Origin of the sequence: Bordetella sp. H567 (genome assembly GCF_001704295.1) — a bacterium.
Lineage (GTDB): Bacteria > Pseudomonadota > Gammaproteobacteria > Burkholderiales > Burkholderiaceae_B > Bordetella_C.
In genome coordinates this window covers 510,111-536,313 of sequence record NZ_CP012334.1, presented here as the reverse complement: position 1 = coordinate 536,313, position 26,203 = coordinate 510,111, and the positions used below count along the sequence as shown (strand labels likewise).

The window sequence follows — 26,203 nt, the reverse complement described above, 5'->3', positions numbered from 1 at the left end:
CGCCCGCTCCCGCACACAAGACGGAGACATCCCATGAGCTCGCAGCCCCCTGCCGCGAACGACCAGGCCCCCTGCTACATGACCGGTTTCGGCAACGCCTTCGCCACCGAGGCGCTGCCCGGCGCGCTGCCGGTGGGCCGCAATTCGCCCACCCGCTGTCCGTACGGCCTGTACGCCGAACAATTTTCCGGCACGGCCTTCACGGCGCCCCGCGCCGAAAACCGCCATAGCTGGCTCTACCGCATTCGCCCTGCCGCGCAGGTCGGGCCCTTCGAGGCCTGCGCGCAGGCGGGCGGCTGGGTCAGCCATTTCGGCGCTCAGCCTGTCTCGCCCAACCGCTTGCGTTGGGGCGCGCGCCCCATGCCGCAGACCCCCACGGATTTCATCGACGGCATCGCGACGGTCGGCGGCAACGGCGGTCCCGGCGAAGACAGCGGCGTCGGCATCCATATCTATACGGCGAACGCGCCCATGCAAGGCCGCTATTTCCATGACGCCGACGGCGAACTGTTGATCGTGCCGCAGCAGGGACGGCTGCGGGTGGATACCGAATTGGGGCGCATCGACCTCGCGCCGCTGGAAATCGCCGTGATTCCGCGCGGCATGCGCTTTCGCGTCACGCTGCCCGATGGCACCGCGCGCGGCTATCTGCTTGAAAACTTCGGCGCACCCATGCGGCCGCCGGAACGCGGGCCCATCGGTTCGAACTGCCTGGCCAACGTCCGCGACTTCGAAACATCGGTCGCGTGGTACGAGGACATCGAAGGCGACTTCGCCCTGGTCGCCAAGTTCGAGGGGGGATTCTGGCGTGCGCGGCTCGACCATTCGCCGCTGGACGTGGTGGCCTGGCATGGCAACTACGCGCCTTACAAGTACGATCTGCGCCGTTTCAACACGATCGGCTCCATTAGTTTCGATCATCCGGACCCGTCCATCTTCACGGTGCTGACCTCGCCCTCGGATACCCCGGGCACGGCCAACATGGATTTCGCCATCTTCCCGCCGCGCATCCTGGCCATGGAGGATACCTTCCGTCCGCCCTGGTTCCATCGCAATATCGCCAGCGAATTCATGGGGCTGATACAGGGCGTCTACGATGCCAAGGCCGAGGGCTTCATGCCGGGCGGCGCCAGCCTGCACAATCGCATGAGCGGACATGGTCCCGATGCGGAGACCTTCGAGAAGGCCTCCCAGGCCGACACCTCGACGCCGCACTACATCCGCGACACCATGGCCTTCATGTTCGAGACGCGACGCGTGATACGCCCTGCCGCCGCCGCGCTGAAATGGCCCGAGCTGCAGTCGGACTACGACGCCTGCTGGCAAGGACTGCGCAAGCACTTCGACCCCACGCGGCCCTAGCGCAGCCAAGGCGCTCGCGCGCGGCATGGAACGCCGCGCGCCCCGGCAAGACAAAGAGCCCGCCGCGGACCACGGGTCCGCGGCTTTCGACTGAAACGGGCGCCCCATCCGGGCGCCACCTCGGATGACAGACACCATGAGCGTTCTGAATGAGACCCACGATCCCGCGCTGCGCAGCTGGCTGGCAAGCGCCAACGACGATGCGCGGGGATTCCCGGTGCAAAACCTGCCTTACTGCGTCTTCCGTCCGGCCAGCTCGCAGGAGGCCTGGCGGCCGGGTGCCGGCATCGGCGATCGCATCCTGGATCTGGCCGCGCTGGCGCGGACGCAGCCGTTCAGCGGCGAGGCCGCGCGCGCCCTGGCCGCCTGCCAGGACAGCGGCCTGAATACGCTGATGGCCTTGGGTCCCGCCTGCTGGTCGGCCTTGCGCCTGGCCTTGTCGCGCGCGCTGCGCGAGGGCTCGCCGATGCAGCAGGCCATCGAACCCTTGCTGGTCGCGCAGGCAGAGGCCGAGTTTTCGGTGCCGGCACGCATCGGCGACTACACGGATTTCTACATTTCCCTGCATCACGCGACGGCGGTGGGCCGCCAGTTCCGGCCCGACAATCCGCTGCTGCCCAATTACAAGTGGGTACCGATCGGCTACCACGGCCGCGCCTCCAGCATCGGCGTGGCCCAGCAGTTCCACCGTCCCGTCGGCCAGACCCGGCCGGCACAGGAAGGCGGCACGCCCGGCTTCGGGCCGTGCGCGCGGCTGGACTATGAAGTCGAGCTGGGCGTGTTCATCGGCACCGGCAACCCGCTCGGCCGCCGCATCGGGCTGGAGGATGCCGAAGCGCACGTCTTCGGCCTGACGGTACTGAACGACTGGTCGGCGCGCGATCTGCAAGCCTGGGAATACCAGCCGCTGGGCCCATTCCTGTCCAAGAATTTCGCCAGCACCATCTCGCCCTGGATCGTCACCCTGGAAGCGCTGGCGCCGTTCCGCGCCCCCTTCCAGCGCGCCGCCGGCGAACCGATGCCCCTGCCGTATCTGAGCGGCGCCCAAAACAGCGCCGCGGGCGCCTTCGACGTACGCCTGCAAGCCACGCTCAGCACGGCGCAATCACGCGGCCAGGGCGAGGCCGCCGCCACCTTGTCGCGCAGCAATTTCCGCGATGCGTATTGGAGTGTCGGCCAACTCGTGACCCATCACACGGTCAACGGTTGCAACCTGCAGCCCGGCGACCTGCTGGGCACCGGCACGTTGTCAGGCCCGGAACCGGACCAGGCCGGCTCGCTGCTGGAACTCACCCAGGGTGGCAAAACGCCCCTCACCCTACCCTGGGGCGAAACCCGCACCTTCCTGCAAGACGGCGACGAAGTCAGCCTGGGCGCGGAATGCGTCAAGCCGGGCTATCCCCGGCTGTCTTTCGGCGCGGCCGTTGGACGGGTGCTGCCGGCCCTCTAGTCGTCATACGTCATATGACAAGAGGCGGGCTTGGCCGCCTCCCAGTCCGCCGGATCGCCGTCATGCCCGAGGTGCCCGCCCTTGCCAAGAGCGGCGTGCACGGCGCCGACGTCGGCCCATGGCTCGGCTTGCCGGCCCGGGCGCGGGGCGGACCCCGTCTTCAGCGCTCCTGCGCGCGCCGCAGCCGTTCGCGGCTGTTGCTCAGGTGGGTACGCATGGCGGCGCGAGCGGACTCCGGGTCCTGCCGCCGGATGGCCTCGTAGATGTCTTCATGCTCGCGATTGACGCGGGCCAGGTAGGGCTCGCGGTCTTCGTCGCCCAGCTTGGCGGAATTGATCCGCGTGCGCGGAATAATGGCCGCCCCCAGGTGCGACAGCAGATCGGCGAAGTATTTATTGTCCGTGGCTTGCGAGATCAGCAGATGGAAGCGGAAGTCCGGCGTCACGGTGTCGCCGCCGGGCTGTAGCGCGGCGCGGAACTGGTCCAGGGCCTCGCGCATCAGCGCCAGCTGTTCCTCGGTGCGGCGCATGGCGGCCAGGCCGGCTGCCTCCGTTTCCAGGCAAATGCGCAGTTCCAGGATCACCAGGATGTCGCGCACCGTGCCGATATCGGCGGGATCCACGCGAAAATCCCCGCCCGTGTTGGGCTTGAGCGCATAGGTGCCCACGCCGTGATGCGTTTCCACCAGGCCCGACGCCTGCAGGCGCGAGAGTGCTTCGCGGACCACCGTACGGCTGACACCGAAGGCGCGCATGATCTCGGATTCGGTGGGGAGTTTTTCGCCCGGCAGGATTTCGCCGGCCCGTATCCGCGTGGACAGACTTTCGACGAGTTCCTGCGCCAGGCTGCGTGGGCGCCGGCGCGCGGGAAGTTCGGCGGACATGGACGTCGTCATAGTGAAATTTCCTGGTCGCCCGCCCCGCTTGACGGGCGTTTGCGGGCCTCATTATACTGGCCGCGCGTTGTACGATGACTTATAAGCTACCCGATTGAACACCCAAACCGACGTGGTGTAAACACCGGCGTCGCACCCCAGGAGACAACGTCGTGAGCCCCCAGGCTACGCCTACCCCCACCCCGTCACAGACGCAACGCATCTCCACCCTGCTCCTGACCGGCGCCGCCGGCGGCCTCGGCAAAGTGCTGCGCGAGCGCCTGAAACCCTACGCGGGCACCCTTCGGCTATCGGATATCGCGGACCTGGGCGCCGCCCAGGACGGCGAGGAGATCGTCCTCGGCGATCTCGCCGATGCGGACGCGGTGGACCGCATGGTGCGCGGCACGGACGCCATCGTGCATATGGGCGGCGTGTCGATCGAACGCCCCTTCGACGAGATCCTGCCGGCCAACATCCAAGGCGTGTACAACCTGTACGAGGCCGCCCGCCGGCACGGCATCAAGCGCGTGGTCTTCGCCAGTTCCAACCACGTCATCGGCTTCTACCGGCAGGGGCAGGTCATCGACGCCGATGTCCCCGTGCGGCCGGACGGCTACTACGGCATCAGCAAGGCTTTCGGCGAAAACCTGTCGCGCTTCTATTTCGACCGCTACGGCATCGAAACCGTGTGCCTGCGGATCGGCTCTTCGTTTCCGGAAGCCAAGGACAGGCGCATGCTGGTCACCTGGCTCAGCTACGACGACCTGACCCACCTGATCGCGCAGTCCCTCTTCACGCCGCACGTCGGCCACACCATCGTGTACGGCGCCTCGGCCAACCGCGACAGCTGGTGGGACAACTCGCGCGCCGCACACCTGGGCTTCCAGCCCAAGGACTCGTCGGAGCAGTTTCGCGCCAAGGTGGAAACGCAGCCGCCGCTGGCGCCGGACGATCCCGTCGCGCGCTACCAGGGCGGCGCCTTCGTCAAGACCGGCCCCTTCTGAAGCCTTCCCCTATCGACGCCCACAACCACGGTCCCAACGACGCAAGGATTTCGCCCCCACCTTTTTCCCAACGAGAGAAGCCTGAACACGGGCTCGCCGATAGAAGCCCGAATAAAGGCTCGCCGCGGCCCGCGCCAAAAGCGCGGCGGACGGCAAATACCAGGAGGTAGACAATGACGCTGCACATGACCACGCACCATACCCGCGCGGCAGGCACGATGTCCCAGGCCGCCCGCGCGGCCTTCGCCCGGGGCGCGCTCGCCCTGGCCGCGCTGCTGGCCGTCGCGCCGGCGGCACGGGCCGCGGAATTCCGCTCCGCGGATATCCATCCCGACGACTACCCGACCGTGCTGGCCGTGCGCCACATGGCCGACCTGGTCAAGGAGCGCTCCGGCGGCAAAATGACCATCCGTGTCTTCTCCGGCGCCAAGCTGGGTTCGGAAGACGATTCCATCGAACAGGTCAAGCTGGGCGCCCTGACCATGGCACGCGTCAGCAGCGCGGCCATGCACAACATCTGCCCCAACACGCGCGTGCCTTCCCTGCCCTTCCTGTTCAGCTCCGTCGATCACCTGCACACGGTGCTGGACGGCGACATCGGCAAACAGCTGCTCACGGCCTGCGAAGGCGCGGGCTTCGTCGGACTGGCATGGTATGACAGCGGCTCGCGGTCCATGTACACGCGCAACAAGCCCATCAAGACGCTGGCGGACGCCAAGGGCCTGAAGATCCGCGTGCAGCAATCGGATCTGTCGGTGGCCATGGTGGAAGCCATGGGCGCGAACGCCACGCCCATGGCCATGGGCGAGGTCTACACCTCCTTGAAGACCGGACTGGTGGATGCCGCGGAAAACAATTTCCCCAGCTACGAAAGCGCGCACCACTATGAGGTCGCGAAGTACTACTCCCTGACCGAACACAGCATGACGCCGGAGATCCTGATCTTCTCCAAGCGCCAGTGGGACAAGCTGTCGCCCGAAGACCAGAAGATCCTGCGCGAGGCCGCCGCGGAATCGGTGCCCTATATGCGCAAGCTGTGGGCGGAACGCGAAGCCAAGTCCCGGTCGATCGTCGAGAAGGCCGGCGCGCAGATCATCGAGGTGGACAAGGCCAGTTTCCAGGCCGCGATGAAGCCCGTTTACGAGCGCTTCGTCACCACCCCCGAAATGAAGGGCCTGGTACAGCGCATCCAAGCGGTGCAGTGAGGACGCCATGCTGGCAAGTTCGCAGGAACACACCATGCCGGCGGCGGGCCGGACCGGCGGCGCGCGGCTGCTCGATGCCTACACGCGCTGCTGCAGGCTGCTGGCGCGCGTTTGCATGTGGGTCAGCGTGACCGGGCTGACCTGCCTGATCGCCGCCGTGGGGTTTCAGATTTTCGGGCGCCACGTATTGAACCGTACACCCACCTGGGCGGAAAGCATCGCCATGCTGCTGGTGCTGTACGTGACCATGCTGGGCGCGGCGGTGGGGGTGCGCGACGCCGGCCACATCGGCTTCGAATCGCTGCTGGAAGCCCTGCCCCCGGCCGGCAAGCGGCGCATGGAGATATTCATCCATGGGCTGGTCTTCCTGTTCGGCGTGATGATGGCGTGGAACTGCGCCATCCTGGCTGAATCCGTGGCCGGCTACATGATGCCCAACCTGGGCATCTCCGAAGGCTGGAAATACATGCCCGCGACCCTCTCCGGTGGACTGATCGCGCTGTTCTCGATCGAGCACATCGTGGCACTGCTGCGCAACCAGGAGGTCATCCCCGCATGGCGCTGACACTGCTTTCCGTCTCGTTCCTGGGTTTCCTGGTGATCGGCGTGCCGGTGGCCTTCGCCATCGGCCTGGCCTCCATCGCCGCCATCCTGTACGAAGATCTACCCGTCGCGGTGGCCTTCCAGCAGATGACGTCGGGGATGAACGCGTTTTCCTTCCTGGCCATCCCCTTCTTCATCTTCACCGGCGAACTGATGCTGTACGGCGGCATCGCCGACCGCATCGTCAATTTCGCGCGCTCGCTGGTCGGCCACGTGCGCGGCGGACTGGGCATGTCCAACGTGGTGGCCTGCACGCTGTTCGGCGGGGTATCGGGCTCGCCGGTGGCCGACGTATCGGCGATGGGCTCGGTCATGATCCCCATGATGAAGCGCGAGGGCTATCACGCCGACTACGCGGTCAACGTCACCACGCATGCCGCGCTGGTCGGCGCGCTGATGCCCACCAGCCACAACATCATCATCTATACCCTGGCGGCGGGCGGCAAGGTATCCATCGCCGCGCTGATCGCGGCGGGCCTGCTGCCCGCGTTGATCCTGACGCTATGCAACCTGGCCGCGGCTTACTTCGTGGCGCGCCATCGCGGCTATGCGGCCGGCACCTTTCCCGGCTGGAACATCGTGCTGCGTTCGCTGCTGGCCGCCACGCCGGGATTGTTCGTGGTGGTGGTCATCATCGCCGGCATTCTGAGCGGCGTCTTCACCGCGACGGAATCCGCGGCGGTGGCGGTGATCTACGCGCTGGCGTTGACGGTATTGGTCTATCGCACGCTAACGTGGGATCAGTTCGTACGCGCCGCCGCCAAGGCGGTCAAGACGACCGGCGTGGTGCTGCTGTTGATCGGGATCTCGGCCACCTTCGGCTATCTGATCAGCTTCTACGGCGTGGCGGAAAAAACCGGCGAACTGCTGGGATCCATCTCCACCAGCCCGTGGGCCATCTTCTTGATGGTGAACATCGTCCTGTTCGTGCTGGGCACCTTCCTGGACATGGCGGCCACGATCCTGATCTGCACGCCCATCTTCCTGCCCATCTGCGTGCAGTACGGCATGGGCCCGGTGCAGTTCGGCATGGTCATGCTGCTGAATTGCGCGCTGGGCCTGAACACGCCGCCAGTGGGTACCACGCAGTTCGTCGGCTGCGCCATCGGCGAAGTTTCGGTGGGCACGGTGATGCGCACCATCTGGCCCTTCTACGGCGCGCTGCTGGCGGCGCTGGCGCTGGTCACCTATGTGCCGGCGTTCTCGCTGTGGCTGCCCGGGATCCTACTTGGCAGCGGGTAAGGCGGGCCGCGGACGCGTGAGCAGCGGATAGAACAGCAGGCTGGCCACCGCCCACATCACGCAGGCCGACCATACGGTCTGGCTCAGGAAATGGGCGCCCTGCATGATGCGCACGACGGAAAACACCACCCCGGCCCCGACGCCGATCGCCAGCCCGCCCCAGCGCCACGCGGGGCGGCGCATCGACCAGCCGGCGAAGTACAGCGACAGCAAGGCATAGCCGGCGCCGGCATGGTTGCTCGGGAGGGCACCGCCGGCCTGGCGCCGGCTCATGGCCCAGAAATGATTGGGATAGTTCGCGTAGCCGCCGAACATGCTCAGGTTGTAGGGCCGCGGCAGCGCGGTGTGGTACTTCAGCTGCGAAATAATGAGCTGCCCAAGGCCGCAGGTCAGCGCGATCGCCCACAGGGTGCCGCGCCACGGGCGCAGCGCGGGAAACCAATGGCTGGCGAGTGCCGCGGCCAGGGCCGCGATGGCCACGCCAACCGGCAGCACCAGCACCACCCGATGGCCCAGCGTTTCCAGCACCCGCGAGGCGCGCCATGGGAAACCACCGCTCGCCGCGTCGTAGAAGAACCGCGACAACGCCATGTCCAGCCCGGAATAATTGATCGCCGTGGCCAGCACGGCCAACAGCAGCGTCACGCCGAATACGTGGGTAAAAAGATAGGTTTCGGCACGGATCGCGCCCTGGCCGGACGGGGAAACATGGGAATGCATGGGGAGGCCGAAAAAAACGATCCCGGCACACTACCCAGGACGATATCGAATAATTGTCAAATTGCCCGGGCGGCCGCCGGGGCCGACCGTCCGGATACCGCCTCCGCGCCGTTGAAACGCAACGTGAAACAGGTGCCGTGTTGCGGGACGTCGACCCAGGATTCAACACTCAGCGTCCATCCCTGCATATCGCAGACGCGCTTGGCGATGGCCAAGCCCAGGCCGCGATCCGGCGCCTCCGCGGCCTCGCCTTCGTCCGCCGCATGGCCCTGCGTGTCGCGTCGGCGCACACTGTAATAACGGTCAAAAACAAAAGGCAGGTCTTCCGGCCGGATACCCTTGCCGTTGTCGCGGATTTCCAGCCCGCCATCGACGGCGCGCACTGACAATACCGCGGGTGCGGCGTGCTCGATGGCATTGCGGACCAGATTGCGCAGCACCGTCAGCAGCGCGTAGCGATCCAGAAGACGCACCGTGCCGCCGGCGATGTGGTCCTCCAGCGCCAGGCCGGCCTGCTGGGCGTTCGCTTCCAGCCCCTGCCAGGCCACGGCCAGGCATTCGGCCAGGTCCACCGGCTCGGGCGTGCGCGGTTCGTCGCGCGCCATGGCACGTGCGCTTTCCAGCGCGGCCGCCACGCTATCCACGTTCTGGACGATACGCGCCAGGCGCGTCCGCTGGCCCGGCGTGGCGTCCGGCGCCAGCAACATCAGTTCGCCATCGCTGCGGATGGCGGCCAGCGGCGTGCGCACCTCGTGGCTGAGGTTGGCGGCGAATTCCCGCTCACGCGCCAGGGAGCGGTCGACCTGGTTCTGCACGCGGTTGAAGGCCTCGACCAGCCGGCCGGCCTCGTCATTGCGTTCCACCGCCAGGTCCGGCGCGCCGGGCGCCCAGGTCGCCAGCCGGTCCGTCAAGGCCAGCATGGGCCCCACGGCCAGATACGCCACCTTGCGGGCGACACCATAGGCCGCGACGATGCAGATGACGCCCAGGCCCAGGACGATCAGGCCGAAATCGAAGACGCGATCCTCGTTGTCGGTAGCGTCATACACGACATACATCCGCCGCCCCTTGGACATGTCCGCGACCACCACATGCCAGGTTTCCGTGCCCGGCTCCAGCAGGTGCAGGCCATCGTTCAGGCCCAGCAGTTCCTTGGGTATCGCCGTATCCGCGCCATCCGGCGTCTGCACCCAGGCGCGCATCGTGCCGCCGAGCTCGTGCGCGCCGTGTATCGGCAAGGTTTCCTCGCCGCTTTCGACGCGCTGGATCAGGCGGTCGGTTTCGGTGATCAGGATGTCGTTGACCAGATCGTCTTCCATCTGGTCGAAAGTCAGGTAGGCCAGCACGACCAGCACCGACACGAATATGGACACCGTGCCGGTCAAGGCCCATACCACGCGCTGGGTCAGCGTACCGCCATTCTTCATGCGGCGCCGCCCTGCGGGCAGACCAGGCGCCAGCCCGTGCCATGCACGGTTTCGATGCCATCGAAACCGGCATCGGCCAGCGCCTTGCGCAACAGATGCACCTGGCTGCGCAGGGCATCGGAAGACGGCGGCTCGCTGCCCCACAGCAGGCTTTCCAGTTCCGGACGCGGAACCACCCGCCCGGGATCGCGCAGCAGCGCGTCCAGGATCATGCAGGATTTGCGCGTCAGGTGCACGGCCTGCCCGTCGACCGCCACGGCGCGCCGGCGGCTGTCATAGCTCAATGGCCCGCAGCGCCGGACCGGCGTAGCGACCGCGCCATTGGCGCGCTGGATCAGCGCGTGCAGGCGGGCCTCGACCTCGGCCAGCGCGAAGGGCTTGGTCAGGTAGTCGTCCGCGCCATGCGAAAACCCGGCCAGCTTGTCCTGCAGTTCGTCGCGGGCCGTCAGCATCAGCACGGGCACCGGCAGCATGTGCTCCTTGCGCAGCGCGCGCAGCACGCCATAGCCGTCCATGCCCGGCAATCCCACGTCCAGGATAACCGCGTCGAAGTGCTGCGAGGTCAGCAGCGCCAAGGCGGCGCGGCCGTCATACGCGGCGTCCGGCACGAAGCCGCGCGCTTCCAGGAAGCTGTACAGATTGCCGGCGATCGTGGCGTCGTCTTCGACGATCAGCACACGGTAATGCGCGGCAGAGAGAGGCGCGGCCGTCATGGCGGAGTCCGTCGCGCGCCGGTCAGGGCCGCACGACCTTGCCGGGATTCATGATGCCGGCGGGATCGAGCGCCTTCTTGATCCGGCGCATCAGGGCCAGTTCGACCGGGTCCTTGTAGCGGGGCAATTCGTCTATCTTCAATTGGCCGACGCCATGCTCGGCGCTGATGGAACCGCCATGCGCGTGCACGCTGTCATGCACCACGCCATAGATATGCGGCTGTCGCGCCAGCAGCGCGGCTTCTTCCTGGCCGGCGGCGCGGGTGACGTTGTAGTGCAGGTTGCCGTCGCCCAGATGGCCGAAGATCACATGGCCGACGCCGGGAAAGTTTTGCTGCAGCAGCGCGTTGGTCGTGCGCACGAAATCGGCGATGCGGGAAATGGGCAGCGATACGTCATGCTTGATGGACTTGCCCAGTTCCGCCTCCGCGAGGGGGATGCTCTCGCGCAGATGCCATAGCGCCCGGCTTTGCGTGATGTTTTCCGCGATGGCGGCATCCGTGGCCAGTCCGGCCTCGATCGCCTCGCCCAGGACGGTTTCGAAACGCTCGCGCGCATGGGCCTCGCTTTCGCTGTCCGACAATTCCAGGAGCGCGAACCACGGCGATTGAGCCGATTCCCCGCTGAACGGCAGGCGCTGCTGCGGGAAAAGCCGCACCACCGCCTGCAGGCAGTTGCCCGCCATCAATTCGAAACCGGTCAGCGCGGCGCCGAAGCCCTGCCGCGCACGCCCCAGCAGCCGCACGCCCGCCTCGACGTCCGGTACCGCCAGCAGCGCCGTGCAGCGGGCGACCGGCAGGGGAAACAGCTTCAGGGTGGCCGCCGTGATGATGCCCAGGGTGCCCTCGCTGCCGATATACACGTCACGCAGGTCGTAGCCCGTGTTGTCCTTGCGCAGCCCGCGCAGGCCATGCCAGACCTCGCCGTCAGGCGTCACGACCTCCAGCCCCAGGGTGAGATCGCGCGTATTGCCGTAGCGCAGCACCTGCGTACCGCCGGCATTGGTCGCCAGGTTGCCGCCTATGGTGCAGCTGCCTTCGGCCGCCAGGCTCAGGGGGAACAGGCGTCCGGCCTGTTCGGCGGCCTGCTGTACCGCCTGCAGGATGCAGCCGGCTTCGACCGTAATGGTGTCGTTGTCGGTATCGATGGCACGCACGCGGTTCAGGCGCGCCAGCGACAGTACCACTGCCTTGCCGTCGTCGGCCGGCGTCGCGCCGCCGCACAGGCCGGTATTGCCGCCTTGCGGCACCACCGGAACGCCATGGCGCGCGCACAGGCGCACGACCGCCGCGACCGACTCCGCCGAATCCGGGCGCACGACGGCCAGCGCGCGGCCGCGATACCGGCCGCGCCAGTCCAGGGTGTAGGAGTCGGTATCGCCGCCGGTCAGTACTTGGTCGGCGCCCAGCAGAGCTTGAAGTTCGGCAAGGAAGGTCATCGGCCACCGTTATGAATCATGTGCCCGGTGCTTGGCCGGGCCGAGCGGCTATTGTAGGGCGATGCGGTGTCCCGCAACACCCGGTCAGGATTGTCGGTTTCCGACACAGCCCCGCGGCGCGCCTCCGTGCCACAATCCCAGGTGGCAGCACGCCATCCCGGCGTCCCGGCCGGCCTGGCGGAATCCTCCGGTACGCGCCTTCGGGGCACCCGCGGGAGCCGACCGCAAGCGAGCCAGGCCCGCGCGATGCCGCCACCCCATCCGGGCGGAAGCCCGATCCACGATGACCGCGCCATCCATACGCGTTAGGTCCTTGGCATTAGGCCATGCACCCCACGCGGACCGGCCTCGCTTATCGGGGATAATCGCCCTTCCGTCTTTACCGAATCATTCGACCACAAAGGAACTACCGTGGGTAATGCGTCGTCTTTCCCGGCTTCTATCTTCAAGGCGTACGACATACGCGGCACCGTGCCCGACCTGCTCAACGCGCGCTTCGCGCGCGAACTGGGGCTGGCCCTGGCGGCCCGCGCACGCGAAAAGAACATTCCTGAACTCGTGATCGGCCGCGACGGCCGCCTCAGCAGCGAAGAACTGGCCCTGGCCCTGCAGGAAGGGCTGAATGCCGGCGGCGTCAGCACCCTGGACATCGGCCAGGTGCCCACACCCCTGGTGTACTTCGGTGCCTATACCGAAAAAACCGGCTCCGGCGTCGCCGTCACGGGTAGCCATAACCCGCCCAAGTACAACGGCTTCAAGATGATGATGGGCGGCGCGGCCCTGTACGGCGCGGATATCCAGAGCCTGCACGGCGCGATGGAAGCGGCCGCCGGCCAGGCGCCCGCCGGCATCGCCCCCGGGCGCCGCCGCACCATGGACATCGTCGGCCGCTATATCGAACGCATCATCGGCGACGTCAAGCTGGCGCGCCCGATGAAGATCGCGATCGATTGCGGCAACGGCGTCGCCGGCGCCATCGCGCCCCGGCTGTTCCGCGAAATGGGCTGCGAGGTCACCGAGCTCTTCTGCGACGTGGATGGCAACTTCCCCAACCACCATCCCGATCCGGCCGATCCGCACAACCTGGAAGACCTGATCCACTGCCTGAAAACCACGGATTGCGAAATCGGCCTGGCCTTCGACGGCGACGGCGACCGCCTGGGCGTGGTGACGAAATCGGGCGAGATCATCTGGCCCGACCGCCAGCTGATCCTGTACGCGCGCGACGTGCTGTCCCGCAACCCGGGCGCCATGATCATCTACGACGTCAAGTGCAGCCGCCACGTCGGCCTGGCCGTCAAGCAGGCCGGCGGCCAGCCGCTGATGTGGCAGACCGGCCATTCCCTGGTCAAGGCCAAGCTGGCCGAAACGGGCGCGCCCCTGGCGGGCGAAATGAGCGGCCACATCTTCTTCAAGGAACGCTGGTACGGCTTCGACGACGGCCTGTACACCGGCGCGCGCCTGCTGGAAATCATCTCGCGCGACGCCAATCCGTCGGCCGTGCTGGAGGCCCTGCCCAAGGCGCTGTCCACGCCGGAACTCAAACTGGAAATGCAGGAAGGCGAACCGTTCGCGCTGGTGAAAGCCCTGCAGGAGAAAGGCAAGTTCGACGGCGCCGTCCAGGTGGTGACCATCGACGGCGTTCGCGCCGAGTATCCGGACGGCTTCGGCCTGGCACGGCCATCCAACACCACCCCGGTGGTGGTACTGCGGTTCGAGGCGGACAACGAAGCCGCGCTGGCGCGCATCCAGGACGACTTCCGCAAGCAGTTGCTGGCGCTCAAGCCGGACGCCAAGCTGCCCTTCTGACGAGCGGCGGGTCGACCATCGCGCGGGGCGGCCTGCGATAGCGCGGGCCGCGACCGCGTCCCGCCTTATCGCAGGAACTGCGTATACCAGGGCATGGCGACTTCCAGGCCTTCGATGATGTCGTGCATGGGCTTGTAGCCCAGCTGATCGTTGGCCTTGGCAATGTCGGCCTGCGAATGCCGCACGTCGCCCGGACGAAAATCGCCGTAGACGGGCGGCTTGTCATACTGCACGCCATGCTTGGCCAGCAGCCGGGTCAGATGCTTGAACAGGTCGTTCAGGCTGGTGCGGGCGTTGAACGCCACGTTGTAGACCTGATGCGTGCCCTGCCCCTGCGCCAGCGCCGCCAGCAGATTGGCCTGCACGGCGTTTTCCACGAAGCAGAAGTCCCGGCTGGTTTCCCCGTCGCCGTTGATGACGACATCCTCGCCCCGGATCATGGCGCCGATCCACTTGGGGATGACGGCGGCGTAGGCGCCGTTGGGATCCTGCCGCTTGCCGAACACATTGAAATACCGCAGTCCCACGCTGCCGAAGCTGTAGCTGCGGGCGAACACGTCGGCATACAGCTCGTTCACATACTTGCTCACGGCGTAGGGCGACAGGGGATTGCCGATTTCGGATTCCACCTTGGGCAGCGCCGGGTGGTCGCCATAAGTGGAACTGGACGCCGCATAGACGAAGCCATGTACCCGCGCGTCGCGCGCCGCGACCAGCATATTCAGGAAGCCGTCGACGTTCACGGAATTCGTGGTGATGGGCTCCTGCAGGGAGCGCGGCACCGAACCCAGCGCGGCCTGGTGCAGCACGAAGTCCACGCCCGTGGCGGCCTTGCGGCAGGTTTCCAGGTCGCGGATATCGCCCTGGATGAAAGTGAACCGGCCCCATTGCTCGGCCGACACCAGTTCCATGACTTCGTCCAGGTTGTGCTGGTAGCCGGTGGAGAAATTGTCCAGGCCGACCACCACCTGGTCCAGTTTGAGCAGCGTTTCCACCAGGTTCGAGCCGATGAACCCGGCGCAGCCGGTGACCAGCCAAGTGCGAGGCGCCTTGCGCAGGTCTTCGGTGATTTGCTGATAGCGGTGCGTCATGCTTTGCCCTTTTTTCAAACGTGGATTTACAAACGCAGGTCGGATTCACCGGGCTGGAGGACATACTTCAAGTCGTACAGCACGTGCTCGGGCTTGCCGTAGGCGCGTATCCGTGCCGCGCCCAGTTCGGCGAACTGCCGATGCGCTACCGCAAGAACGATGCCGTCATAGTGGCCGGGCGCTGGCGTGGAGACGGGCTCGATGCCATATTCGGCCCGCGCTTCCGCCGGATCGACCCAAGGATCGTGGACATCGACGTCCACCCCGTATTCCCGCAGTTCCCGCACGATATCGACCACTCGGGTATTGCGCAGATCGGGGCAGTTTTCCTTGAAGGCCAGCCCCATGACGAGGACACGCGCCCCCTGTACGTGGATACGGCGCTTGGTCATGGCCTTGACCAGCTGCGACACGACGTAGCCGCCCATGGCATCGTTCAGCCGGCGGCCCGCCAGGATGATTTCGGGGTGATAACCCAGGCTTTGGGCCTTGTGCGTCAGGTAGTAGGGGTCGACGCCGATGCAATGGCCACCAACCAGGCCGGGCCGGAACGGCAGGAAGTTCCACTTCGTGCCGGCGGCCTGCAACACCGCCTCGGTATCGATGCCCATTTTGTTGAATATCAGCGCCAGCTCGTTGATCAGGGCGATGTTGACGTCGCGCTGGGTATTCTCGATCACCTTCGCCGCCTCGGCCACGCGTATGGAGGCGGCCTTGTGGGTGCCCGCGGTCACGATTTCGCCGTACAGGGCATCCACCAGGTCGGCGACTTCCGGCGTCGAGCCGGCAGTCACTTTCTTGATGGTGTTGACGCGGTGGCTCTTGTCGCCGGGATTGATGCGTTCCGGGCTGTATCCCGCGTAGAAGTCCCGGTTGAACACCAGGCCGGAGACACGTTCCAGCACGGGCACGCAGTCTTCCTCCGTGGCGCCGGGATAGACCGTGGATTCGTAGATGACGATGTCGCCGCGCTTGAGCACCCGGCCTATCGTTTCGCTGGCCTTGCGCAGCGGCGTCAGGTCCGGCTGTTTATAGGCGTCGATGGGCGTGGGCACCGTCACGATGTAGACGTTGGCCTGGGCCAGGCGCGCCGGGTCGGCGGTGAATTCCAGGTGGCTGGCGGCCCCGAGTTCGGCTTGGTCGACCTCCAGGGTGTGATCCTGGCCGCGCTTGAGTTCGTCGATGCGGCGCGAGTCGATGTCGAAGCCCACAACCGCGCGCTTCTTGCCGAATTCGACGGCAAGCGGCAGGCCGACATAACCCAGCCCCACGATGGCCAACTTCACATCCTGAATACGCAACATGACGGATTTCCTACCGCTATCGATCCGGCGATTTTAGTGGATGGGGACGTGGCGCTCCCGGCTTGCGACGGGAAACCTTGCGGCCGATACCGCGAACCCCGCCGGCCTATGGCGCAGAAACCCCGCCGCGGCCTCCCGGCCTGCCGACATGCCGGACCCGCGGCGCGGTGCGCGCGGTGCACGCGCACGAAGCGCCATGGGCCGAAAATGGATAAAAAAAAGCCCGAGATCTGACGATCTCGGGCTAAATCCACCAAAGGAGGAGGGTGGAGGAGACAACCGTGGCATGTCGCAGAGGGTTAACCCTGGAGTACCCTCCCAGGTACTCTGATCGCCGCCGGGGTTTTGCACCGCGCCGACTGCGTTTCGACATCCGATGGGCAAATCATAGCCAAACTTTTTGTGCGATGCAAGAAGAAATTTTCACGCCATTCAACGGTCCACCAACTGTTGCATTTGTGCATCGCATTATCGGAGCGGCGGGCCCCGCGGCGCTGAGCCGCCCGATGGCTTCACCTGGCGATCTCCGGGAGCAATGATTGTGCCACACCGCCCCAGCGGCTTCAAAATATCGGACGGGGTTAACCCTGTGCCCTGGGATTCCGGCCGGAGGCGAGAGCCGCCGTCGGCGATCCGCCCGCCTCTGGCGGCGTCTACCACCGCGGCCCCAGGGCCATGCCCGGGTGGCGCTAGATCCAGTAAGCCGTCCCCGTCATTATTCGCGACAGCGCCCGCATCGCCCCCCGGACAGGCCAGGACAGCGGCGCGGCGCCGGCGCGCTCGGCGCTGACACGGTGGTTGATCTCGTCCTGCTTCATCTGGTCCACCACCCGGCGGGAACGGTCGTCCTGTGCCGGCAGGCGCTTCAGGTGGCTGTCCAGGTGGGCTTCCACCTGGCGCTCGGTTTCCGCCATGAATCCCAGATTCCGCCGCACGCCGGTGCGGCTGGCCAGCAGGCCCAGCCCGAACGACCCGGCATACCACAGGGGATTCAATAGGCTGGGACGGCTGCGCAACTCCCCAAGGCGCCGCTCGCACCAGGCCAGATGGTCGACTTCCTCCGCGGCGGCCTCCTGGAACATCCTGCGGGCGGCGGCGTCCGCGCACCCCAGCGCCTGGCCGCGATACAGGGCCTGGGCGCAGATCTCGCCCACATGGTTCACGCGCATGAGCCCGGCGGCGTGGCGGCGATCGGCCGGGGCCAAGGTCTCGGCGGCCTCCGGGCCAGCCGGATACGGCCGGCCCGCGCTGGAGGCGCCCGCCAGCACGCGCAGGGCCCGGTCCGCTTCGCCCACGATGGCGTCCAGGGGAGTCTTGCGGCGGGACAGGGACGGAAAAAACGGCGACGGCTGCGCCGACGGAGCCGACTGCACGGTCGACGGCTGCTGGGGAGACGGCATCGGATACTCCTCTATAGCGCCGGACGAAGCGGGAAAGCATCGCCTGGCTCGATTCCCATATTGTAAGGAAGGCGTCCGGCGGCCTGGCGAGATCGGCCCGCCGCGGGCGGCCGAGGGGCCCCTTGGGGCGCAACGGAACCGGCTATGATCCTTGTTTGCAAAAGACGATTCAGGGTATCGACATGGAATGCACGATCGATTGGGGCGGCCCTTCGGGCATGCTGTTCGTGGCCACTTCGGGTAGCGGTCATGTCGCCGTCATGGATGGCGCCGTGGACGGAGGCGGCCATGACCTGGCCTTCCGCCCCATGGAAATGGTGTTGGCGGGCACCGGCGGCTGCACGGCGTACGACGTGGTGCTCATCCTCAAGCGCGGGCGGCACACCGTAACGGGCTGCAGCGTCAAGCTGGACGCCGACCGCGCCCAGACCGATCCCAAGGTGTTCACCCGCATCCATTTCGCTTTCACCGTGACGGGGCACAATTTGCCGCGCGCGGCCGTCGAGCGCGCCGTGCAGCTGTCGCACGAGAAATACTGCTCGGCCTCGGCCATGCTGGCGAAGACGGCGGAAATGACGTTTTCCGTGGACATCGTCGAAACCGGGGCGGATGCCGCCGCCGACACGAACTGAGCCCGGCCCGATTCCATGCGTCAATACGAAGACTTCATGCGCCATGTCTATGAACATGGCGTCACCAAGACGGATCGCACCGGCACCGGCACGCGTTCGGTATTCGGCTACCAGATGCGCTTCGACCTGTCGCAAGGCTTTCCCCTGGTGACAACGAAGAAGCTGCACACCAAGAGCATCTTCATCGAACTGCTGTGGTTCCTGCGCGGCGACAGCAATGTCCGCTGGCTGCAGGAGCGCGGCGTCACCATCTGGGACGAATGGGCCGACGCCGACGGCAACCTGGGGCCGGTCTATGGGGTGCAGTGGCGCTCCTGGCCTGCGCCGGACGGCCGTCATATCGACCAGATCTCCCAGCTGCTGGACCAGATCCGCCGCAATCCGGATTCACGCCGCCTGATCGTATCGGCCTGGAACGTGGCGGATATTCCGCGCATGGCGCTTCCCCCCTGCCACGCCCTGATCCAGTTCTATGTCGCCGACGGCAAGCTCTCCTGCCAGTTGTACCAGCGCAGCGCGGATATCTTCCTGGGCGTGCCGTTCAACATCGCGAGCTATGCCTTGCTGACGCACCTGGTCGCGCAGCAATGCGATCTGGACGTCGGCGACTTCATCTGGACGGGCGGCGACTGCCATATCTACAGCAATCATTTCGAGCAAGTCGAACTGCAGCTGTCGCGCCAGCCCTATCCGTATCCGAAGCTGCGCATCAAGCGCAAGCCGGCCTCGCTCTTCGACTACGAATACGAAGATCTGGAAGTGGTCGACTACCAAAGCCATCCGCATATCAAGGGCGCGGTCGCGGTATGAGTACCGCCTCGCGCCCACGGCTGACGCTCGTGGTGGCCTATGCGCGTAACCGGGTCATCGGACGGGACAACGGCCTGCCGTGGAAATTGCCCGGCGACCTGGCGCATTTCAAGCGCACCACGCTGGGCCACCCCATCGTGATGGGACGCAAGACCTGGGAATCGCTGGGGCGGCCGTTACCCGGCCGCACCAACATCGTCATTACGCGCAATGCCGGCTATGCGGCCGAAGGCGCGATCGTGGTGCCGGATATCGAGGGCGCGCTGCGCGCGAGCGGCGCGACGGATGAAATCTTCATCATCGGCGGGGCGCAGATCTTCAGCGCCGTGCTGGACCACGCGGATCGCATCGTCGCGACCGAGATCAAGGCCGACGTCGAGGGCGACGCCTGGTTCCCCCTGTTGCCTTCGTTTCGCTGGCGCGAAGCTTCGCGCCAGCCGCAACCCGCGGAAAACGGCTACGAATACGACTTCGTCATCTACGAGCGGGCGCCCGCGGCAAACTGACCGCGCACCGTCGCGACGAGCTTCGTTCGCGGGATATCGCGCCGCGCGCCGGCACGATGCGAGCGTGCCACCGCATTCCTAGGCGGCCGCGCCGGCGTGGAATGCGCGATTGGCACGGTCGCCCAGGAAACGCCACAGCCTTTCATCGTCCGAATAGGCGACATTCAGCCTGATCCAGGGCAGGTCGCGTTGCGCGGCGTCGAAATAAGAGCCGGGCGCCAACCAGATGCCGTCGCGCAGCGCGCGCTGGGCCAAGGCATTGGCACCGGCGCCCTCGCCGTCCACCGGCAGCCGCGCCCACAGGAACAGGCCCGCGCGCGGCTCCGCATGCACGGCCATGCCCAGGTCGGCCAGGCGCCGCGCGATCTTCACGTGCGCCAGTGCAAGCCGTTCCTGCAAACCGGCGACGTGCGCGCGGTAGCGGCCTTCGCGCAGCGCTTCATGCACTACCCGTTCCATGATCTCCGGCGAGGTCAGGCCGACGGCCATCTTGGTGCGCGCCATGTCACGCACCACGTCCGGATGCGCGAGCGCATAGCCGACGCGCACGGATGGGCTGATCACCTTCGAATAACCGCTCAGGTAGACCACCCGGCGCAAGCCATCCAGGGCGCCCAGGACAGGCGCGACGCCCGGCGCGAGCTCGCGGGAAATATCGTCTTCGATGATCCAGCAATCGTGCTGTTCGGCGATGCGCAGGACCTGGTAGGCGTTCGCCATGGTCAGACTGGTGCCGGTGGGATTCTGCAGCACCGTATTGATGATCATCGCGCGCGGCCGATGCGCCTGCACCGCCTGCGCCAGTTCAGCGATGTCCAGCCCTTCCACCGTGCGCCGGACCGCGACGGCATGCAGCCCGGCCAACCTTAGCAGCGCCAGCAGATTGGCATAGCAGGGCTGCTCCACGATCACCGCGTCGCCCGGCCGCAGCAGCGTCCGTATCGCGACGTCCAGGCCATGCGTAACCCCCTGGGTCATGAGGACCTGGGCCGGTTCCACCGGCATGCCCAGCGTGGCGGCCTGCGCGGCGATGGCGTCGCGCAACGGCGCATAGCCGTAGGGATGCCCGTATCCCGCGATGCGTGCGCCCGGCAGCCGCGCCACATGGCGCAGTCCCAGGTGCAGGCCGGTCTCGTTCAGCCATTCGCCCGGCAGCCAGCCGCAGCCGGACTTGACGGGGATGGAATGGTCCGCGAATACATCGGACAACAGCCATTCGGCGCCGGGCGTGGGCGGCTGCCACGGGCGCGGTGTGGGCGCGACGGCCGCCGCCGGCGCCCGCGGCGCCACCCGGTAGCCCGAACCGGGCCGCGCCAGCAGCCATCCCTGGGAGACCAGGCGCGCGTAGGCGCTGGCCACCGTAAAGGTGCTGATGTCATGCGCGCGCGCGAATTCCCGCACCGAGGGCAGCGGCATGCCCGGCCCCAGCACGCGGGCCTCGATGGCGCGCACGACGGCGTCGACCGCCTGCTGCACCAGGGTCGGGGCGTTCGCGCGGTCGCGCAGGGGATGGAAATCCAGGGTGGGGAAATCGGCCATGGGGGTCTCTGTACAGTTGTCCAGAATCTACCTGTACGGTCCGCCATTTTTGCATGGATTGTCTATTTCCAGCGGCGGCACCCCGGCCGAGAATGCCTGCTGATTCCCGCCACGCCGGGGTTCCGGGCGTCCGCCCGCGACCATGCAACGGACCAGCACAGTCGGCCCGGCGTCGACCTTCCCCTTCCGGAGCCCTCACCATGAACGCGCCGAACACGCCCCCCGACCTGTCGCACCTTTGGATGCCCTTCACCGCGAACCGGCAATTCAAGGCCAATCCGCGCATGCTGGTCGCCGCCAAGGGCATGTATTACACGTCGTTCGACGGCCGCCAGATCCTGGACGGCACCTCGGGGCTATGGTGCGTGAACGCGGGCCACTGCCGCGACGAAATCACCCAGGCGGTGGCCGCCCAGGCCGGCACCCTGGATTACGCCCCCGGGTTCCAGCTGGGCCATCCCCTGGCCTTCCAGGCGGCCAGCGCGGTGGCGGGCTTGATGCCGCAGGGCCTGGACCGCATCTTCTTCACCAACTCCGGTTCCGAGTCGGTGGACACGGCGCTGAAGATCGCCCTGGCCTACCATCGCGCCCGTGGCGAAGGACAGCGCACGCGCCTGATCGGCCGCGAGCGCGGCTACCACGGCGTGGGTTTCGGAGGTATTTCGGTGGGCGGCATTTCGCCCAACCGCAAGACGTTCTCCGGCGCGCTGTTGCCCGCGGTGGACCATCTGCCCCATACGCACAACCTGGAGCACAACGCGTTTTCCAAGGGCCAACCCGCCTGGGGCGCGCACCTGGCCGATGAACTCGAACGCATCCTAACCCTGCACGACCCGTCCACCGTGGCCGCGGTCATAGTCGAGCCGATGGCGGGATCGACCGGCGTGCTGATACCTCCCCAGGGCTATCTGGAGCGCCTGCGCGAGATCACCAGCAAGCACGGCATCCTGCTGATCTTCGACGAGGTCATCACGGGTTATGGCCGGCTGGGCGCGGCCACCGCGGCCGAGTTCTTCGGCGTTACGCCCGACCTGATCGCCATGGCCAAGGGCGTGAGCAATGCCGTGGTGCCCTGCGGCGCGGTGGCGGTCAAGCGCGAGGTACACGACGCCATCGTGGAGAGCGGGCCGGGTGGCATCGAGTTTTTCCACGGCTATACCTATTCCGCGCATCCGCTGGCGTGCGCCGCCGTACTGGCCACGCTGGACGTCTACCGCCGCGACAACCTGTTCGCCCGTGCGCGCGAGCTGGCGCCGGCCTTCGAACGCGCCGCCCACGGCCTGAAGGGTGCAACGCACGTCATCGACGTACGCAACATCGGCCTGGTCGCGGGCATCGAGCTGGCATCGCGCCCGGGCGCGGCCGGCGCGCGCGCCGCGGAAGCCTTCCAGCGCTGCTTCGATACCGGCCTGCTCGTACGCTATACCGGGGACATCCTGGCGGTCTCGCCGCCGCTGATCATCGAGGAAAAGCAGATCGATGAAATCTTCCATACCATCGGCTCGGTGCTGAAGGAAATCGCCTGACCATGACTACCATTGCACACTACATCAACGGACAAGCCTACGACGGACGCAGCGGCCGCTACGGCGACGTCTTCAACCCCGCGCGCGGCGAGATCGCCGCGACGGTGCCGCTGGCCGGCGTCGAGGACGTCGACCTGGCGGTCGCCGCGGCGCGCGAAGCGTTTCCCGCATGGTCGGAAACCGCGCCGCTCAAGCGCGCCCGGATCCTGTTCAACTTCAAGGCGCTGCTGGACAAGCACCAGGACGAACTGGCGGCGCTGATCACGCGCGAACATGGGAAAGTCTTCTCGGACGCCAAGGGCGAAGTCACCCGTGGCATCGAAGTGGTCGAATTCGCCTGCGGCATCCCGCACTTGCTCAAGGGCCAGTACACCGAGCAGATCGGCGGCGGCATCGATAACTGGAGCATGCGCCAGCCCCTGGGCGTCGTGGCGGGCATCACGCCGTTCAACTTTCCCATGATGGTCCCTGCCTGGATGTTCCCGGTGGCGATCGCCTGCGGCAATACCTTCGTGCTCAAGCCATCGGAACGCGATCCGTCCGCATCGGTCCGGCTGGCCGAACTGCTTACCGAAGCGGGCCTGCCGCCCGGCGTCTTCAACGTCGTACACGGGGACAAGCAGGCGGTCGATGCGCTGATCGCGCATCCCGACATCCAGGCGCTCTCCTTCGTCGGCTCCACGCCGATCGCGCAATACATCTACGCCCAGGGCACGGCGCGCGGCAAGCGCGTGCAGGCGCTGGGCGGGGCGAAGAACCATCTGGTGGTCATGCCGGACGCGGACCTGGACCAGGTGACCGACGCGCTGATGGGCGCCGCCTATGGTTCGGCGGGCGAACGCTGCATGGCGATTTCCGTCGCGGTCGCGGTGGGCAGCGTGGCGGACAAGCTGGTCGAGCGCCTGACCCCGCGCGTGCGCGCCCTGAAGATGCTGGACGGCATGGATCCGCAAGCCGAGATGGGGCCGCTGGTTACCGCGCAACATCGCAACAAGGTGCGCGGGTACATCGAGGACGGCGTGGCGGCGGGCGCTACGATCGTCGTCGACGGGCGCGACATTCCGGTGCCGGGCAACGAGAAGGGCTTCTTCCTGGGCGGCACCTTGTTCGACCATGTGAAGCCGACGATGAACATCTACCGGGAGGAAATCTTCGGTCCGGTCTTGTGCATCGTGCGCGTGCCCGACTTCGCGTCGGCCGTGAAGCTGATCAACGAACACGAGTTCGCCAATGGCGTGTCGTGCTTTACCTCGGATGGCGGCGTGGCGCGGGCGTTTGCGCGGCAGATCCAGGTGGGGATGGTGGGCATCAACGTGCCTATCCCGGTGCCCATGGCCTGGCATTCGTTCGGCGGGTGGAAGCGTTCGCTCTTCGGCGATCATCACGCTTATGGCGAGGAAGGGGTGCGGTTTTATACGCGCTACAAGAGTGTGATGCAGCGGTGGCCGGATAGTATTGCCAAGGGTGCGGAGTTCACCATGCCTGTGGCGAAGTAGGGATTTTTTCGGAGGGTGCTGGCGCGGGTCGGTTTGCTATTGCCGTCCGTCGGGGGTGAGGCCTGCCGGGCCCGGCCCGGAGGAGCCGGTCCGCCGCCTTCGCGGCGGACTTCCGCGTCGTCATCCTCGTCCGGCGGCCGAACGTCGTTTGCGTTCTTGCGGCTTTTTTGCCCGGCCGTCCTCCCTTCGGATTCCCTCGCGCGGCTCCTACGGGCCGGGCCCGACAGGCCTCACCCCCGACGGACTCCGTTGTGCCTTGATCACGGGCGCTGGGGCGGTCTGGGTGCTTGGCCCTTCGTGGATTTTGACTTTCGCCGATGGAAGATCTTGGCTTGCCCGTCGCTTCGCGGTCGCCCAGCGCGAGCACGAAGCGACTTACGCCGTGGTGGCATGCCGGGGGCGCTGGCATGCGGACTTAAGGGAGTGTCATAAATTTTGTGTTTGAGGCCTAACATAGCTGCTCCAGAGGAGCACATTATGGCTACCAAGCAAAAGGCACCTCCGAGGGAATTGCCATCGATTCCTGCAAATCTGATGGATGAGTTCGTCAAAGGTCCGATGACGCCGGAGTCGGTGCAGGACCTTTCGATGGCGTTCAAGAAGGCCCTGATCGAACGGGCGCTGGGCGCGGAAATGGGCCAGCACCTGGGCTATGGCGCCGGCACGGACCCGCCCGAAGGCAGCACTAACCATCGCAACGGCACCAGTGGCAAGACGGTGATAACCGACGATGGGCCGCTACGCGTGGACATTCCCCGGGACCGGCAAGGCAGTTTTGCGCCGATCCTGATTCCCAAGCACAAGCGTCGATTTACGGGATTTGATGACAAGATCATCGCCATGTACGCCCGGGGGATGACGGTGCGCGAGATCCAAGGTTTTCTGCTTGAGCAGTACGGCACGGAAGTCTCGCCCGAGTTCATCAGTTCGGTGACCGACGCGGTTATGGAAGAGGTGATCGCCTGGCAGAACCGCCCTTTGGAGACCATGTATCCGGTGGTGTTCTTCGACGCGTTGCGGGTGAAGATCCGCGAAGATGGCGTGGTACGCAACAAGGCGGTGTACCTGGCGCTGGCGATCCTGCCGGACGGCACTCGTGACATCCTGGGCCTGTGGATCGAGCAGACCGAGGGATCGAAGTTCTGGATGAAGGTGTTCAACGAACTCAAGACTCGGGGCACGCTGGATATCCTGATCGCGGTCACCGACGGCTTAAAGGGAATGGAGCAGGCGCTGAACGCGGTATTTCCAAGCACCACACTGCAAACGTGCATCGTGCATCTGATGCGCAGTAGCGTCGAATATGCGAGCTGGAAGGAGCGCCGGATAGTGGCTGCGGCTCTCAGGCCGATCTACACCGCACCGACCGTGGAGGCTGCGCAAGCGGCGCTGGCAGTGTTCGAGCAAGGCAGTTGGGGCCAAAGATATCCGACCATCGCCCAGACCTGGCATCGCGCCTGGGACCGCGTGATCCCGTTCTTTACGTTTCCCCCGGCGATCCGAAAGATCATCTACACCACCAATGCCATCGAGAGCTTGAATGCGCAATTGCGCCGATCGGTAAAGACCCGTGGACACTTCCCCAGTGACGACGCCGCAACCAAGTTATTGTGGTTAGTCCTGCGCAATATCACGGGCACCTGGGGCTGCGCCACGCACGACTGGAGGTTGGCCATGAACCAGTTTGCCATCATCTATGCAGAACGCTTCACCGACCCATATCACTGAAGTAGCATGAACCTGGAGAGTCAGAAACACGACGACGTTCAAATGCCTCAAACACAAAAATCCTGACAGTCCCGGACTTAAGCACAACCCGGCATCCTTCGCACGCACGAATTCCCACTTGTTTGCGGCGATCCCCGCACGCCAGTCCCCGCCGTATGACGAAACCGCGTAAGTCGCTTCGCGGCCGCGCAGGGCGGCGGCGAACGACGGGCATTACTACGTCTTTCATCGGCAAATTCCAAAGCCGACGAAGCGCCAAGCACCCAGACCGCCCCAGCGGACGTGATTGAGAGACACCGGAGTCCGGCGGGGGAGTCGCCT

Annotated in this window: 22 protein-coding genes; 13 read left to right on the top strand and 9 right to left on the bottom strand. The window is 66.2% G+C overall.

Annotated features, from left to right (window positions below; translation table 11 throughout):
* Window positions 1-33: 33 nt before the first annotated feature.
* Together hmgA and fahA are read left to right on the top strand one after the other, a co-directional pair.
* Entirely contained in the window at window positions 34-1,362 is a 1,329-nt protein-coding gene (hmgA, locus tag AKI39_RS02380; RefSeq protein ID WP_066632087.1) for a homogentisate 1,2-dioxygenase, read from the top strand.
* A gap of 136 nt (window positions 1,363-1,498) precedes the next feature.
* Entirely contained in the window at window positions 1,499-2,812 is a 1,314-nt protein-coding gene (gene fahA / locus AKI39_RS02375; RefSeq protein WP_145925174.1) for a fumarylacetoacetase, read from the top strand.
* Between the two features lie 160 nt (window positions 2,813-2,972).
* On the opposite strand, the gene AKI39_RS02370 is transcribed toward fahA, so the two are convergent.
* Window positions 2,973-3,707, bottom strand: a complete 735-nt coding sequence (locus AKI39_RS02370) for a FadR/GntR family transcriptional regulator (RefSeq protein ID WP_066632084.1) — start codon at window positions 3,705-3,707, stop codon at window positions 2,973-2,975.
* 152 nt (window positions 3,708-3,859) lie between these two features.
* Between AKI39_RS02370 and AKI39_RS02365 the strand changes: the two genes are divergently transcribed.
* The 4 genes from AKI39_RS02365 (at window position 3,860) to AKI39_RS02350 (ending at window position 7,743) form a co-directional block, all read left to right on the top strand.
* Window positions 3,860-4,693: an NAD-dependent epimerase/dehydratase family protein gene (locus tag AKI39_RS02365; protein ID WP_066632082.1), complete on the top strand. Its 834-nt coding sequence runs from the start codon at window positions 3,860-3,862 to the stop codon at window positions 4,691-4,693.
* A gap of 218 nt (window positions 4,694-4,911) precedes the next feature.
* Window positions 4,912-5,898: a TRAP transporter substrate-binding protein gene (locus AKI39_RS02360; protein WP_066641969.1), complete on the top strand. Its 987-nt coding sequence runs from the start codon at window positions 4,912-4,914 to the stop codon at window positions 5,896-5,898.
* Window positions 5,899-5,905: 7 nt separating this feature from the next.
* Window positions 5,906-6,463: a TRAP transporter small permease gene (locus tag AKI39_RS02355; RefSeq protein WP_083228582.1), complete on the top strand. Its 558-nt coding sequence runs from the start codon at window positions 5,906-5,908 to the stop codon at window positions 6,461-6,463.
* Window positions 6,454-7,743 carry a TRAP transporter large permease gene (locus tag AKI39_RS02350; RefSeq protein ID WP_066632079.1) on the top strand — a complete coding sequence of 430 codons (1,290 nt, stop codon included), beginning with the start codon at window positions 6,454-6,456 and terminating at the stop codon, window positions 7,741-7,743. Before AKI39_RS02355 ends, AKI39_RS02350 begins: the two co-directional genes overlap by 10 nt.
* On the opposite strand, the gene AKI39_RS02345 is transcribed toward AKI39_RS02350, so the two are convergent.
* The 4 genes from AKI39_RS02345 to AKI39_RS02330 are packed head-to-tail and all read right to left on the bottom strand — an operon-like array spanning window position 7,726 to window position 12,041.
* Window positions 7,726-8,463, bottom strand: coding sequence for a phosphatase PAP2 family protein (locus AKI39_RS02345; RefSeq protein WP_066632078.1), 738 nt, complete (start codon window positions 8,461-8,463; stop codon window positions 7,726-7,728). The two genes, AKI39_RS02350 and AKI39_RS02345, sit on opposite strands and share 18 nt — an antisense overlap.
* 56 nt (window positions 8,464-8,519) lie before the next feature.
* Complete coding sequence (locus tag AKI39_RS02340; protein WP_066632077.1) at window positions 8,520-9,890, bottom strand: sensor histidine kinase; 1,371 nt, start codon at window positions 9,888-9,890, stop codon at window positions 8,520-8,522.
* A complete protein-coding gene (locus AKI39_RS02335) occupies window positions 9,887-10,603 on the bottom strand; it encodes a response regulator transcription factor (protein ID WP_066632076.1) in 717 nt (238 codons plus the stop codon). Before AKI39_RS02335 ends, AKI39_RS02340 begins: the two co-directional genes overlap by 4 nt.
* Window positions 10,604-10,625: 22 nt before the next feature.
* Window positions 10,626-12,041 (bottom strand): FAD-binding oxidoreductase, encoded by a 1,416-nt coding sequence (locus AKI39_RS02330; RefSeq protein ID WP_066632074.1) that lies wholly within the window; start codon window positions 12,039-12,041, stop codon window positions 10,626-10,628.
* Between the two features lie 411 nt (window positions 12,042-12,452).
* On the opposite strand from AKI39_RS02330, the gene AKI39_RS02325 reads away from it, so the two are divergent.
* Window positions 12,453-13,850, top strand: coding sequence for a phosphomannomutase/phosphoglucomutase (locus AKI39_RS02325; RefSeq protein ID WP_066632072.1), 1,398 nt, complete (start codon window positions 12,453-12,455; stop codon window positions 13,848-13,850).
* 65 nt (window positions 13,851-13,915) lie between these two features.
* Here AKI39_RS02325 and AKI39_RS02320 read toward each other — a convergent pair whose 3' ends face one another.
* From AKI39_RS02320 to coq7, 3 genes are all read right to left on the bottom strand, one after another.
* Window positions 13,916-14,941: an SDR family oxidoreductase gene (locus AKI39_RS02320; protein ID WP_066632066.1), complete on the bottom strand. Its 1,026-nt coding sequence runs from the start codon at window positions 14,939-14,941 to the stop codon at window positions 13,916-13,918.
* 26 nt (window positions 14,942-14,967) lie between these two features.
* Window positions 14,968-16,245 carry a Vi polysaccharide biosynthesis UDP-N-acetylglucosamine C-6 dehydrogenase TviB gene (tviB, locus tag AKI39_RS02315; protein WP_145925173.1) on the bottom strand — a complete coding sequence of 426 codons (1,278 nt, stop codon included), beginning with the start codon at window positions 16,243-16,245 and terminating at the stop codon, window positions 14,968-14,970.
* Window positions 16,246-16,934: 689 nt separating this feature from the next.
* Window positions 16,935-17,645, bottom strand: coding sequence for a 2-polyprenyl-3-methyl-6-methoxy-1,4-benzoquinone monooxygenase (coq7, locus tag AKI39_RS02310; protein WP_083228581.1), 711 nt, complete (start codon window positions 17,643-17,645; stop codon window positions 16,935-16,937).
* Window positions 17,646-17,827: 182 nt separating this feature from the next.
* Here coq7 and AKI39_RS02305 point away from each other — a divergent pair, with 182 nt between their 5' ends.
* The 3 genes from AKI39_RS02305 to AKI39_RS02295 are packed head-to-tail and all read left to right on the top strand — an operon-like array spanning window position 17,828 to window position 19,593.
* Window positions 17,828-18,277 carry an OsmC family protein gene (locus AKI39_RS02305; protein WP_066641964.1) on the top strand — a complete coding sequence of 150 codons (450 nt, stop codon included), beginning with the start codon at window positions 17,828-17,830 and terminating at the stop codon, window positions 18,275-18,277.
* A 15-nt stretch (window positions 18,278-18,292) separates the two neighbouring features.
* Window positions 18,293-19,087, top strand: a complete 795-nt coding sequence (locus AKI39_RS02300; protein WP_066632064.1) for a thymidylate synthase — start codon at window positions 18,293-18,295, stop codon at window positions 19,085-19,087.
* The gene (locus AKI39_RS02295; protein ID WP_066632062.1) at window positions 19,084-19,593 is read left to right on the top strand and encodes a dihydrofolate reductase; all 510 of its coding nucleotides are present in this window, start codon (window positions 19,084-19,086) and stop codon (window positions 19,591-19,593) included. The genes AKI39_RS02300 and AKI39_RS02295 overlap by 4 nt, the downstream gene beginning before the upstream one ends.
* Before the next feature lie 78 nt (window positions 19,594-19,671).
* Here the strand turns inward: AKI39_RS02295 and AKI39_RS02290 are convergent, their stop codons facing one another.
* A complete protein-coding gene (locus tag AKI39_RS02290) occupies window positions 19,672-21,132 on the bottom strand; it encodes an aminotransferase-like domain-containing protein (RefSeq protein ID WP_066632060.1) in 1,461 nt (486 codons plus the stop codon).
* Window positions 21,133-21,332: 200 nt separating this feature from the next.
* Here AKI39_RS02290 and AKI39_RS02285 point away from each other — a divergent pair, with 200 nt between their 5' ends.
* From AKI39_RS02285 to AKI39_RS02275, 3 genes are all read left to right on the top strand, one after another.
* Window positions 21,333-22,658, top strand: a complete 1,326-nt coding sequence (locus tag AKI39_RS02285) for an aspartate aminotransferase family protein (protein ID WP_066632058.1) — start codon at window positions 21,333-21,335, stop codon at window positions 22,656-22,658.
* 2 nt (window positions 22,659-22,660) lie between these two features.
* Window positions 22,661-24,154, top strand: coding sequence for a CoA-acylating methylmalonate-semialdehyde dehydrogenase (locus tag AKI39_RS02280; RefSeq protein ID WP_066632056.1), 1,494 nt, complete (start codon window positions 22,661-22,663; stop codon window positions 24,152-24,154).
* A 477-nt stretch (window positions 24,155-24,631) separates the two neighbouring features.
* The gene (locus AKI39_RS02275) at window positions 24,632-25,882 is read left to right on the top strand and encodes an IS256 family transposase (protein ID WP_066631610.1); all 1,251 of its coding nucleotides are present in this window, start codon (window positions 24,632-24,634) and stop codon (window positions 25,880-25,882) included.
* Window positions 25,883-26,203: the final 321 nt, after the last annotated feature.